At 67.2% G+C, this 12,514-nt stretch carries 7 protein-coding genes; all 7 read left to right on the top strand.

Annotated elements, in window-relative coordinates; translation table 11 throughout:
- The first annotated feature begins 68 nt into the window (after positions 1–68).
- The 7 genes from ACOGXE_RS11605 to ACOGXE_RS11575 all read left to right on the top strand — a co-directional run bounded on the left by ACOGXE_RS11605 (position 69) and on the right by ACOGXE_RS11575 (position 12,490).
- The gene (locus tag ACOGXE_RS11605; protein ID WP_419931074.1) at positions 69–893 is read left to right on the top strand and encodes a TRAP transporter small permease subunit; all 825 of its coding nucleotides are present in this window, start codon (positions 69–71) and stop codon (positions 891–893) included.
- A gap of 7 nt (positions 894–900) precedes the next feature.
- Entirely contained in the window at positions 901–2,472 is a 1,572-nt protein-coding gene (locus tag ACOGXE_RS11600) for a TRAP transporter large permease (protein ID WP_419931073.1), read from the top strand.
- An 88-nt stretch (positions 2,473–2,560) separates the two neighbouring features.
- Positions 2,561–3,796 (top strand): TRAP transporter substrate-binding protein, encoded by a 1,236-nt coding sequence (locus tag ACOGXE_RS11595; RefSeq protein WP_419931072.1) that lies wholly within the window; start codon positions 2,561–2,563, stop codon positions 3,794–3,796.
- Positions 3,797–3,900: 104 nt separating this feature from the next.
- Positions 3,901–4,830, top strand: coding sequence for a TIGR03621 family F420-dependent LLM class oxidoreductase (locus ACOGXE_RS11590; RefSeq protein ID WP_419931071.1), 930 nt, complete (start codon positions 3,901–3,903; stop codon positions 4,828–4,830).
- Between the two features lie 194 nt (positions 4,831–5,024).
- Positions 5,025–5,402, top strand: coding sequence for a clan AA aspartic protease (locus ACOGXE_RS11585; RefSeq protein WP_419931070.1), 378 nt, complete (start codon positions 5,025–5,027; stop codon positions 5,400–5,402).
- Between the two features lie 87 nt (positions 5,403–5,489).
- Entirely contained in the window at positions 5,490–8,882 is a 3,393-nt protein-coding gene (locus tag ACOGXE_RS11580) for a PD-(D/E)XK nuclease family protein (protein ID WP_419931069.1), read from the top strand.
- Positions 8,879–12,490 carry a UvrD-helicase domain-containing protein gene (locus tag ACOGXE_RS11575; protein ID WP_419931068.1) on the top strand — a complete coding sequence of 1,204 codons (3,612 nt, stop codon included), beginning with the start codon at positions 8,879–8,881 and terminating at the stop codon, positions 12,488–12,490. The genes ACOGXE_RS11580 and ACOGXE_RS11575 overlap by 4 nt, the downstream gene beginning before the upstream one ends.
- Positions 12,491–12,514 lie beyond the last annotated feature (24 nt).

The following is a 12,514-nucleotide window of genomic DNA, read 5'->3' as shown; positions in this document are numbered from 1 at the left end:
GACAAGCTAGGTGGCAGGATGGTGGATCGCCGGTTTGCCGAGCCGGATCGCAAGGGGGGATGGGTGTCGTGACCGATACCGCGGCGGCGGCGCCGTCGGCACCGCCAGTCGCCCGGGAGATCAAGTGGTGGGCGCGGCTCCATCCCATTGGTTGGCTGGCGGCCTCCACGATCGTGATCGCGGTCATCGCCCGGCTGTTCACCGACACCGAGTTCTGGATCGGCAACCTGGTCTGGTGGAACTGGCTGGTGCTCGCCGGTGCCATTGCGATGGGGCTCTGGCACGACGGGCTTGACCGGTTCCGCCGGAGCGTCGAGTCCATCTCCACTTTCAGCCTGACGGTGGCATGGATCCTGGCGTGGGTGGTCTTCCTGCTCCAGTTGTTCAACGTCATCACGCGCTACGGCAATGACCTCGTCGAAGCCGACATCCTCTTCGGCGAAACGACCAGCCTGGCGTGGCAGTCATTCGCGCTGATGTTCCTTATCGCCATCAACTTCGGGGTGCGCGAGGGCGTCAATCCGCGCATCGACTTCTGGTGGGCGAATTTCAGTCCACGTCGCAAGGCTTGGCTCGATTTCATCGTTCACTCGGCCCTGCTGCTGCCGTTCATCGTCATGGCGATCCGGATCCTGAAGGGATACGCGGCCGCCTCATTGGGCCGCCGGCACAATGGCGATTGGCCCAGCGGCTGGCGCGTCTGGGAGACCTGGGAAGAAGGCGTTGACGCTGGCAGCCTGCCCGTCGGCCCGATCAAGGTGATGATCCTCATCGCCTTCATCCTGTTCGGCTTGCAGATCTTGGCCGAGATGATCAAAACCGGCTTCGTGATGATCGGCGACGACGAGAAGGGCGACATCGTCGAACACGAATCGCCGCTGCGAGTCGAGTAACTGCCCCATGAGCGAACTGCTGGCCATTTTCGGCATGGACACGGGCGTCTTTCTGGCCCTGACGATGTTCGTCGTGTTCATGGGCATGATCCTTACCGGCTACAACGTGGCGTTTTCGTTCGCCGCGACTGCACTGGCGTTCGCGTTCATCGGCGACCTCACCGGCGCGTTCAACACGGCGACGCTCAACACGCTGCCAGGACGATGGTTCGGCAACATCAGCGACCCGGTGCTGCTGGCGGTACCCCTGTTCGTCCTCATGGGAGCGATCCTGGAGCGATCGGGCATGGCCGAGCGGCTGCTGAACGCGGTCGGCATGCTGATGGGGGCACTGCGCGGCGGCGTGGCAGCGGCAGTGGTGCTGGTGGGCACGCTGCTGGCCGCGGCGACCGGCGTGGTGGCCGCCACCGTCATCGTGATGGGTCTGCTGTCGCTCCCTGCGATGGTGCGACTCGGTTACGACAACAAGCTCTCGACGGGGGCCATCACGGCTTCCGGCACGCTCGCGCAGTTGCTGCCGCCCAGCATCGTGCTGATCCTGCTGGCGCAGCAGATGGGGGTCGGCATCCTGGGCCTGTTCGCCGGCGCGCTGCTGCCCGGTCTGATGCTCAGCGGCCTCTACGTCGCCTACGTGCTGGCCGTCTCGTGGTGGAAACCCGACATGGGTCCAGCGATGCCGCTGGAGGAACGGAAGCTGGAGGGCAACCCATCGGTCCAGACCAAGCTGCTCATCGCCGCGCTGCTGGGCTTCATGGTCGGCTGCGTGATGCTGCTCGCCAACCTGCGGGTCGCATTGATCGCCGCCGTGCTGGTGCTGATCGTGAGCTTCGCGATCATGTTCTTCACGCGGATGCTGGCGTGCGAGGTGCTCATCGCGATCGTGCCGATCGTGGTGCTGATCCTCGGCGTGCTGGTGTCGATCTTCCAGGGGATCGCCACGCCGTCCGAATCGGGTGCCGTCGGCGTGTTCGGAGCGCTGGCGCTCACGGGGCTGAACTGGCTGTTCGACCGGCTGCTGGTGCGCGACGGAGCCACCCACATCACGCCCCAGTGGCGGCTCAACCGTGCTGCGGCAGTGCAAGCGGGAAAGTCGACGGCCAGCGTGGTCGTGCTGGTGATGACGCTGTTGTTCAGCTCCACCTTCTTCAGCGCCATGTTCTTCCAGCTCGGCGGCTCCGATCAGACCTCAGAGTGGCTCACTTCCATCGGTGGCGGCAAGGTCGGCTTCGTCCTCGTCGCGATGGTGGCGGTGTTCCTGCTCGGCATCAACCTGGAGTTCCTCGAGATCACCTTCATCGTGGTGCCCATCTTCGTGCCGGCAATGGAGGTGCTCGGTTTCACCCAGGATGAGAAGATCTGGTTCGCCGTGATGATGGCCGTCAACCTGAATATGGCGTTCATCTCACCGCCCGTGGGCTTCTCGCTCTTCTACCTGCAGAGCGTGGCCCCGCCAGAAGTGCGCACTGCCGACATCCACAAGGGCGCCATCCCGTTCATGGGGCTCCAGTCGATCGCGCTGGTCATTCTTGGCGTGTTCCCCGGGATCGTGAACACGTCGCTCGAGCTATTCGGCAGCTGAGTCGGCTCATTCCGAGACGTTTTGGGCGCGTGCTACGTTCGGGCGCAGTAGTAGGCGCGCTGATCGGCGCGCAGGGGAGGTACTACGCATGACTATGGAAGCCGGGGGCGGTACGCAGACCGTCCCCGAGGACTCCGGCGTTGACGGCGGCTTCGACCGGCGATCATTTCTCAAAGCGGGCATCGGCGTGGCTGGATTTGCGGCCGCCACAACACTGCTGAACGCCTGCACATCCGATGGCGACGGCGACACTGCTGGGACCACTACGGAAGCGCCGAGCGGCACGGACGCGCCAGCCACCTCGGTGGCGCTCACCCAGGACGGGCCCGAGATCGAATGGGACATGGCGACGAGCTGGCCGGCGGCGCTGGTGACCCTGTTCGGATCGGCCAACTTCTTCGCCGAGCAGGTGAGTCGGCTGACCGGCGGCAGGTTCAAGATCAATCCTCGGCCGGCCGGCGAGATCGTCGGCGGCCTCGAGGTGCTGCCCACTGTGCGCGATGAGGGCGTGCCGTCCGGCCACACTGCGTCGTACTACTACGTGGGGCTCAGCCCCGTGCAGCAGTTCGGCACCGCCGTTCCCTTCGGACTCACCCAGCGCCAGCAGAACGCTTGGCTGTACAAGGGCGGCGGCCTCGACATGCTCAACGAGTTCTACGCCGAGGAGCACGGCATCATCGCCTTCCCGGCGGGCGGCACGGGCTGCCAGATGGGCGGCTGGTTCACCAAGGAGCTCAACTCGGTCAGCGATCTGCAAGGCCTGAAGATGCGCATCCCCGGTCTCGCAGGGCGTGTCCTCGAGAGCCTGGGCGGCGAGCAGGTCACCCTGCCAGGCGGCGAGATCCTGCCTGCCATCCAGCAGGGCGCGATCGACGGCGCCGAGTTCGTGGGACCCACCGACGACCTGATCTTGGGCCTCCACGAGTTCGACGGCGACCTGTTCTACTACCACCCCGGCTGGTGGGAACCCGGCACGGCAGTGGAGGTGCAGTTCCCGCTGTCGCTGTGGAACGACCTGCCGCCCGAGTACCAGGCAGCCATCGAGATTGCGGCGGCATCGGCAAACATCAACACAATCGCCGACTACGACGTGCGCAACCAGGCAGACCTGCAGACAATCAAGGGGTTCGCCAGCATCCGTGAGTTCCCGGCCGAGCTGATGGCGGCGTTCAAGGAAGAGACCGAGAACGTGCTTGACGGGGTTGCGGCCGAGGATTCCCGGTTCGCGGCCATCCTGGAGCCGTGGCGGGCATTCCGTGACGGCATCGCGGAGTGGCACGGCCTGGCAGAGCGTTCGTTCCTGACCCAGCAGACGCAGTTCTAAGCGGAACCGGCCGTACCGGGCCGGTTCGCGGCGGCGCGGCGGCGCCCCACAACCTCGGAACGCGGCCGAGCATCACCCGTTCATGCCGCGCGTAGGGTGCCGCTGTGCATCCATTCAGATTCGGTGTCCAGTACGGCAAGCCGGAGAGTCCTGCGGCGTTCCGCGAGATGGCACGCAAGGTCGAGGACCTCGGCTACTCGTCCCTGTTCTGCCACGACCATTTCTGGGACAGCTGGTCCCCCGTCGTCCATCCCGCCGTTGCGGCGGAGATCACCACGACCCTGCGTGTCGGCACGCTGGTGTATGCGGCCGACTACCGGCACCCTGCGGTGCTGGCGAAGGATTTCGCCACGCTCGATCTGCTGGCAGAAGGCCGGACCGAGTTCGGCATCGGTGCGGGCTGGCTGACCGAGGATTACGAACAAGCGGGCATACCGCTGGACCGGCCTGGCGTGCGCATCGACCGCATGATCGAGGCCCTGGAGGTCATCAAGGGCCTGTGGCGCGGCGAGCCGCTCGACTACGACGGCGAGCACTACCAGATCTCCGGCATGGTCGGGCGGCCGCTGCCGCATACACCGGGCGGGCCGCCGGTCATCATCGGCGGCGGCGGCCGCCGGGTGCTGACTGAGGCGGCACGCTTGGCCGACATCATCAGCCTGAACCCGAATCTGCGGTCGGGCACGGTGGGCCCTGATGCGGCGCGCAGTTCGGTGGCGACCAAGTTCGCAGAGCGGCGTCAGTGGATCGCCGATGCCGCCGGTGAGCGGTTCTCAGAGATCGAGATCCAGCTCAACACGTTCATGGCGCTGGTGTCCGACGATGCCGACAGCGTCCTGGAGGCGTTCGCCCCCGGTTTCGGGCTGACGCTCGAAGAGGCTCGTGAGGTGCCGCTGGTGCTGGCCGGAACGGTCGACGACATCTGCGAGCAGCTGCACCATCACCGCGAGGCCTACGGCGCCAGCTACATCATCATCCACGATCCCGAGGTGGATGCGATGGCGCCGGTCGTGGCGCGATTGGCCGGCACCTGAGCCCCTCTTCCGGCGGGCCGTTCGCGGCGCGGCGGCGCTGCGACAATGGGCCGATGACATCCACACCGCATGACTCCACCCCTGCAACTCCCGCGCTGGAAAACGATGCTGGCGCAACTGGTGACGTGCGCGAGGCTCGCCGACGCGGCCACCGGCTGCCGTCGTTCCGCCCCGTTCGAAAGAGGAGACCTCCCATGGGTACAACGCACGTCACCGTCACCGTCAAGAACCCAGCAGCACGCGATCGCACCTGGCAGGGCGAGTTCCTGGTGGACACCGGCGCCGTCGAATCGGTGATCCCCCGCCAGCACCTCGAGGCCATCGGCGTCGAGCCGTTCGGCTCCCGCACGTACGAGATGGCGGACGGACGCCGGCTGCAGCTCGACATCGGAGGCGCCGAGCTCGAGTTCATGGACGAGATGGTCATGGGCACCGTGGTGTTCGTCGACGACGATGCCGAGCCGCTGCTGGGGCTGACAGCGCTGGAGTCAGCCGGCATCGAGGTCGACCCGCGCAACCAGCAGCTCAAGCGCCTGTCCGCAGTGCGACTCAAGGCGCTCGCCACGCACTGAGCCTCGCCGGCCGCGCTGGTCCCCAGCGCAACGGCGCCGCCCGGCCCACACATCTTCTTGTCGCACCCCCTGCGTAGTGTCGCCTGCGTGACCGACCAAGCGGCCGCTGCCGTGCCCGAGCCTCTTGGCGACGGCTGGCCTCAGCCGTGTCATGACGGCAGCGGTCTGCGTGTGATGCCGGTTCGGTTCGGCCAACCCGCGCGTCAAGCGCTCATCGACCTCATCGCCGAAGCCAAGGCATCCGATCCGCTCGCACCCATGACGGTGATTGTCTCGTCGAACCCGGCGCGGATGGAGCTGCGGCGTGCGGTGGCGCGAGGCACGTCGCTCCAGCCGGGCGACGACGCACAGGGCGTGGCTGCGCTCGAGACGCTCACCCTGCCGTCGCTGGCCGGGCGCTTGGTCGCCGAGCAGCGCAAGCAGGCGGGCGACCTGGTCATCGAGGCCGCTATGCGAAACGAGCTGCGGGAAGCGCCCGGGTTGTTCGAACCGGTTGCCGAGCATCCGCAGACCGCCGCGGCGCTTGCCCGCGCATTCGGCGAAGTGCGTGGGCTGTCGGCTGACGAGCGTCGACGCCTCGGCGCGATGTCCGAACGTGCCGCGGCAGTGGTGAAGTTGTGCCAACGCGTTCACGAGTCATTACGCCCAGCGTGGTTCGACACAGCCGAGCTGCTCGAAGCTGCAACCGCCGCCGCGATCACCGACGCCGGTGGGCAGGTGCTCGGCGAGCTGGGGCGGCTCGTGCTGTACCTGCCCCGGCGGTTGTCGGTGCGCGAGGCCCGGTTGACGGGCGCACTCGCTCGCCATTGCGCTGCGCAATCGGACCTGCCGATGCTCATCGGGGTCACCGGCGACGAGTCAGGAGACAACGCGGCCCAGGTGGTGTGCGCCCGGCTCGGCGTGTCGCTGCCGACTGCGGCGCAGGCTTCGACTGGGGCGACGGCGACAGCGCAGCAGGTAGTCAGCGTGACCGACCCCGATGAAGAGGTCCGCACGGTGCTGCGGTCGGTCATGGCCGACCTCGATGATGGGATCACTGCGTCCGACATCGCTGTCTTCTACGGCCCCGAGACGCCCTACGGCCGAGCTTTCGAAGAACAGTTCGAGGCTGCAGGCATCGTCACCCACGGCAGCACGGCGCGAACGCTGGCCGAATCGACCTACGGGCAGTTCGCCTTGCGGCTCACCGCATTGGCCGACGCTCGGCTGGCCGAGCCTCACCTCGCTCGCCGAGACGTCTTCGATCTGCTGGGAGGCGCGCAAGTACCCCGTCGTACGGCCGGCGAACACCGCGACGGCGAGAGCTTCTTCGTTCCCGACTCCAAGTGGGAGCATCTCGCCCGCGCGGCCCGGGTGACGGGCGGAGACGACTGGAGCGTCCGACTCCGGGCGCACGCCGACGAGCTGGATGCGCGCGCCGAACGTGAACGCTCCAGCGAAGATCCCAGGACGCGCCGTATCGAGTGGTTGCACGACGAGGCAGTCGAGTGCCGCCGTCTCGCCGAGTTCATCGCGGAGCTGCGAGGTCAGCTCGTGGCGGGCCGCTCACGGCGAACGTGGCCGAGCCTGTGCAATTGGCTTCGCGCGGCGCTGCGTCGCTACGTGGGACATGTCGGGCGTGCCTCGTGGACGCTCGATTGGCCCGAGTGGCAGACACATGCCGCAGAGCGGGTGCTCGAAGCGCTCGATCGGCTGTCAGAGCTGGGCGCTGTCGAATCGCGTGTCCATCTCGCCACGATGGCTCAAGCCCTGTCCGATGAGCTGTCTGACCCGCACGGGCACAGCAGCGTCACCGGCACGGGTGTGTATGTCGGACCGCTGAGCCGCGCCGTCGACATGGCTCCTCGCAGCGTCTACGTCGTCGGTCTCGTCGAAGGCATCCTGCCGCGACGGCACGCACCTGACAGCCTCATCCATGACGACGAGCGCCGAGCCGTGGGCCAAGCCTTGGCGTCGAGCGCCGACACAGCAGCCGACGAGCACCGTGCACTGCTCGCCGCGTTGGCGGGCGCAAGCGGGCGCAGCACGCTCACCGTGCCGCGGGGCAACCTGCGCCAGAGCGCCGAGTACGTGCCCTCGCGCTGGCTCGCACCGACCGTCAGGGCACTGACGACCGATTCGGGTCTGTTCGAAGACGGCTATGTGAGCGGCGATCGCCTGCGAGCCGCAGCGCAAGATGATTCGGTACGCGGGATTGACGAGTCGCCGTCGTATGTCACCGGTGTGCTGACGGCAACGTTTCCCGCTACGGAGCAGGAGTTCGACTCGGCCAGCGTGTGGTCAATAACGCCAGCTGAGCGAGATGCCGTCGATCAACCGCTGTTCGACGATCCAGCCTTCAGTGCCGGCGTCGCGATGACCGCCGCACGGCGCAGCAACCGCTTCACCCGGTTCGACGGCAACCTCTCGGCGGTCATCGACGGCGACGCTGCGTTCGCTGAGGTGATGTCGCCCTCGCGGCTGGAAGCGTGGGCAGCGTGCCCGCGACGATTCTTGTTCGAGCACCTGCTTGAAGTGCGCGTGATCGAAGAACCCGAAACGCTGCTCCGACTGTCGCCCGGCGAGCGCGGTAGGCTCATGCACGCGGCCATCGACGAGTTCTTCCGTTCTTTCAGCGCGCTACGAGGCAGTGCAGTCGGCTCTCGTGAAGGCGCCGACATCGGCGATACCGAAAGCGAATGGCCTCACCTGCCGCCGGGCCCACAGCGGCCACCAGACGACCGCGACCGGGCCCATCTCGTAGCAATCGGACGGCGCTTGGCCGAGCGAGCTGAGCGACACGGTCTCACCGGCCGCACCGTGCTGTGGGAACGCGATCGCGACATGCTCCTGGCCGATCTCGAAGAGCTGCTGGACAGGGAAGAATCTCGAGACGCCGCGACACGCGGGCAGATTCTCAGCTCGGAGTTCCGGTTCGGACTCGATGGCGGTGCCGCAGCAGTCGCGTACGGCCTCGACGACGGCACCACGGTGCGGTTCCGAGGCGTGGTGGACCGCGTCGAGCACCGAGCCGATGGGTCGGTGATCGTCGTTGACTACAAGTCAGGGAGCACCCGCAGCTACAGAAGCCTCGACGGCGCAGACCCCACCCTCGCCGGCACGAAGCTGCAACTTCCGGTCTACGCGCTTGCGGCAGCCGCGCACTTCGGCGCTGGCGACGTGACCGCTACCGTCCAACACGCTGCGTACTGGTTCATCACCGGCGAGCCGGGGAGATGGCGCTGGTTGGGGCTGGATGTCGACGATCAGCTCATGGATCAGTTCGACCGTGCCGTGAACATGATTGTGTGGGGCATCCGCAGAGGGATGTTCCTCGGGTACGCCGCGACAGGCGATGACCGCAAGGGCTACACGGTGTGCCCTTACTGCGATCCGGATGGGCTCGGCACGACCGAGGTCCGTCGTGATTGGCTGCGCAAGTGCAGCGATGACTCCGTGGCGAGTTTCGCCGCGTTGGCTGAACCCGAGGCCAATTCATGACTCAGTCCTGCGCTGATGCCGGCACAGCGGCGACCACAGCGGCCGTTGCTGATGCGAAACGCGAACCCGCCGATGCCGCCGAGCGGGCACGTGTCTCGATGGAAACGGGCACAACGATGTTCGTCGAAGCCGGGGCGGGCACCGGCAAGACCCGCGCGCTGGTGGAGCGCGTCGTCGCGCTCGTCAGCGGATCCGATCCGGTCTCGGTTGACGAACTCGCAGCGATCACGTTCACCGACAAGGCAGCAGCAGAACTGCGCAATCGCATCCGGGCAGGGCTCGGCGCACAGCTCGCCGACACCCCCGACGGTCCGGATGCGGACCTGCTGCGCAACGCACTCGACGGGCTCGACGCCGCGGCGATCTCCACCCTGCACGGCTTCGCTCGCCGCATCCTTGCCGAGCACGCCATCGAGGCGGGTCTGCCGCCCAGGTTCGAGGCGCTTGACCAGATCGCCAGCGAAGTCGACTTCGCCGATCGCTGGGATCGGTTTACCGACGAGCTGTTCGACGACCCCGCCGCGCGTTGGTCCCTCGAGATGCTCGATGCCGCGGGCGTCGACCTCTCGCAGCTCAACGAGGTCGGCGTGGCGTTCAACGCCAACTGGGACCGCATTCGCTGCGCTGACGAGGTTCCGCAGGCAGGCACGGTGGACGCCATCGACGTGGTGGCGAAAGGGCGCACGCTGTACGACAGGCGTGTCGAGTGCAGCGCGGATGACGACCGAGCCCTAGCCCGCTTTGGTCAGCTCTACGAATTCGTGGCGCGGCTTGCCGCCGCGCGCGACGACGCTCAACGCATCGCTGTCCTGACCGATGCCGAGGACTCCGCGGCGGGCGTGCCGAAGATCGGCAACGTCGGCAGCAGCAAGAACTGGTTCAACCTGTCCAGCATCCGGACAGGCTTCGTCGAGCTACGCGAGCTGTGCTCGCAGATCGCCGCAGCCGCGCTCAGCGATGCCATCGCGCTGATCTGTGATCGGATTGCCCGCTTCACGCTCGAAGCAGCAGGACAGCGTCACGCAGCAGGTCGGCTCGAATTCCACGACTTGCTGGTGCGGGCACGCGATCTGCTGCGGAACTCGCCGACCGCCCGTGCCTCGCTGCATCGGCGCTACGGGCAGATCCTGCTCGACGAATCCCAGGACACCGATCCGATCCAGGTCGAGATCGCAACGCTCATCGCCGGCGATGTCGGCGACAGCGGCGAATCCGGCGGCGTGAGCGGCGCCGACGGTGAGCGCGTCGTGCCCGACTCGTGGTCTGACGTGGGCGTCGCGCCGGGCCGGCTGTTCCTCGTGGGCGACCCAAAGCAGTCCATCTACCGCTTCCGCCGGGCCGACATTGGGCTGTATCTCAATGCACGCACCCGCTTCGGCACCGAGGTTGGCTCGCTGACGAAGCTGCAAGTCAATTTTCGTTCGGCTGAACCGATCATCGACTGGGTCAACGCGGTCTTCGGTGATCTGATCGACGGCGACGAGTCCGGTTCGGGCACGGGCTTGCAGCCCGCGTACACACCGTTGATGTGCTGGCGACCGGCCGTCAGGCCGGGACCGGCGGTGGTGACGCTCGGTCAGATCCCGCACAGCACCAAGCAACAGGGCGGTGATCACACCGCCGCAAGCATCCGTGAGGCCGAAGCCGCCGACATTGCTGCGCTCGTCGGCGAGATGCTCGTCGACGGCTGGCAGGTGGAGGACCGCCACGCCGAGCAGTTGCGGCCCGCGACGCTTGCCGACATCGCCATCTTGGTGCCGACCCGCACCGGCCTCCCCCAGCTCACCCAGGGACTCGCCGATGCCCAGATCCCCTACCGGCTCGAAGCATCCGAGTTCGTGTGGCGCAGCCGCACCGTGCGAGACCTCATGATGTGCTTACGTGCCATCGCCGACCCCGACGACGAACTTGCCGTGGTCAGTGCGTTGCGCACGCCGATCTACGGATGCGGCGACGACGATCTCTACTGCTACCACCGAGCTGTCCGGTCGTGGAGCTGCTTCGCATCGGATCATTCGAAACTTGCGGAGGGCCGCGCCCACCCTGTCGCGCGCGGCCTGGCTCATCTCCGTGAGCTCTACGAGCAGCACACCGAGGTGTCTCCCGCGACCCTGCTCGATCGCCTCGTGCGCGACCGGCGGCTGCTCGAACAGGCCGCAGCCGGATCGCCTCAGCGTGAGGTGTGGCGCCACGTCCGGTACGTGATCGATCAGGCGCGCGCCTGGTCGGAGAGTCAGCAGGGCGGGTTGCGTGGCTTCCTGCGCTGGGCCGAGACCCAAGCATCCGACCGAGCCAAGGTGACCGAGGCAATCCTGCCCGAGTCCGACGACGATTCGGTCAGGGTGCTGACGATCCACGCGGCAAAGGGGCTCGAGTTTCCCATTGTGATCCTGGCGGGACTGGGCGGTGGCAATCGCGCTCGCTCGCCGTCGGTGCAGATCGGCTTCGGGGACAGCGCCTGGGAACGACAGATCGCCGACGGGGATAACGCCGCACGCTGGTCAGGAGCGGCGGCGGTTCGACTGCACAGCGGCGTCGAGACCGGCGGGTTCGAGGCGTGGCGCGAACGGGAGCGTCGCGCCGAGCACTTCGAGCGGATCCGGTTGCTCTACGTCGGCTGCACTCGCGCACGAGACCACTTGGTGGTGTCGCTGCATCGGCCTCAGCCCTCCGACGCTTCGCGCGCGGCGGGCGCCGAGCATCTGCGCACCAGCGCGCAACTCATCGCAGACGTGCTCCCGCCGGCGTCCGCCAGCATCGCCGACTTGTGGGACTACCGGGAAGATCCGACCGTTCGCCTCGAATCGGGGCTGAGCACGGAGCCCGCGGCCGCGCTGCCGCGGGACGCGCTGCCGGACCGCTCGGCGTGGCTCGAGCGTCGCGACCGAGCCGCGTTGGCATCGCAGATCCGTTCGTCGATCAGCGCCAGCCACATCGCCCGTCACCGCCACCCGGAGGATCGCCTGCAACCGGACAAGGACGCCGCCGACAACTCTCTCAGCGCGCGGCAACGACCGCAACGCCGCGGCCGGGGCGGGACCGCCGTCGGAACTGCCACCCACGGTGTGCTGCAGGTCATCGACCTGAGCACCGGCGCCGACCTCGAGCGTCACGTCGCAGCCCAGGCCTATGCGGCGAACGTGCCTCGCTCACAGCACGCTGACATCGACCGTTTCGTGCGATCGGCGCTGGCCAGCGATGAAGTCGACCGAGCACTGGGTGGCCGCATCTGGCGAGAGCTGTATGCCGCGGCGCCTCTGCCGGACTCCGGCGAACCGGGCACCCTTGTCGAAGGCATCATCGACTTGCTCTACGAGGACAGCGACACAGGCAGTCTCGTCGTGGTCGACTTCAAGACCGACGCGCTCGGCGTGATGCCGGATTCTGACGGCGCTACCCCAGGACGAGCCGATGCCTACCGAAGCCAGGTCGCGACCTACGCATGGTGTGTCGAACGCTCAACCGGCCGCCCCGTCGGACGAGTAGCGCTGCTGTACCTCCGTGCGGACGGAACACCGGCCACACCTGACGTGCTTGACGGCGAGGCGTTGCGGCAGGCCGTCGATGCTGTGCCCGCCGAGGCTCTCGATGTTCTGGCTTCGCTGTGACAGCCAGCCAACTCCGAGGCCGCC

It is taken from the genome of Candidatus Poriferisodalis sp., from assembly GCF_965208555.1.
Taxonomy (GTDB): domain Bacteria; phylum Actinomycetota; class Acidimicrobiia; order Acidimicrobiales; family Poriferisodalaceae; genus Poriferisodalis.
This window is presented reverse-complemented; position numbering and strand designations above follow the sequence as displayed.

Excerpts from the sequence above, each read along its gene's own strand:
- ACOGXE_RS11595 (WP_419931072.1), top strand. The coding sequence starts at position 2,561 with ATGACTATGGAAGCCGGGGGCGGTACGCAGACCGTCCCCGAGGACTCC.
- ACOGXE_RS11575 (WP_419931068.1), top strand. The coding sequence starts at position 8,879 with ATGACTCAGTCCTGCGCTGATGCCGGCACAGCGGCGACCACAGCGGCC.
- ACOGXE_RS11600 (WP_419931073.1), top strand. The coding sequence starts at position 901 with ATGAGCGAACTGCTGGCCATTTTCGGCATGGACACGGGCGTCTTTCTG.
- ACOGXE_RS11585 (WP_419931070.1), top strand. The coding sequence starts at position 5,025 with ATGGGTACAACGCACGTCACCGTCACCGTCAAGAACCCAGCAGCACGC.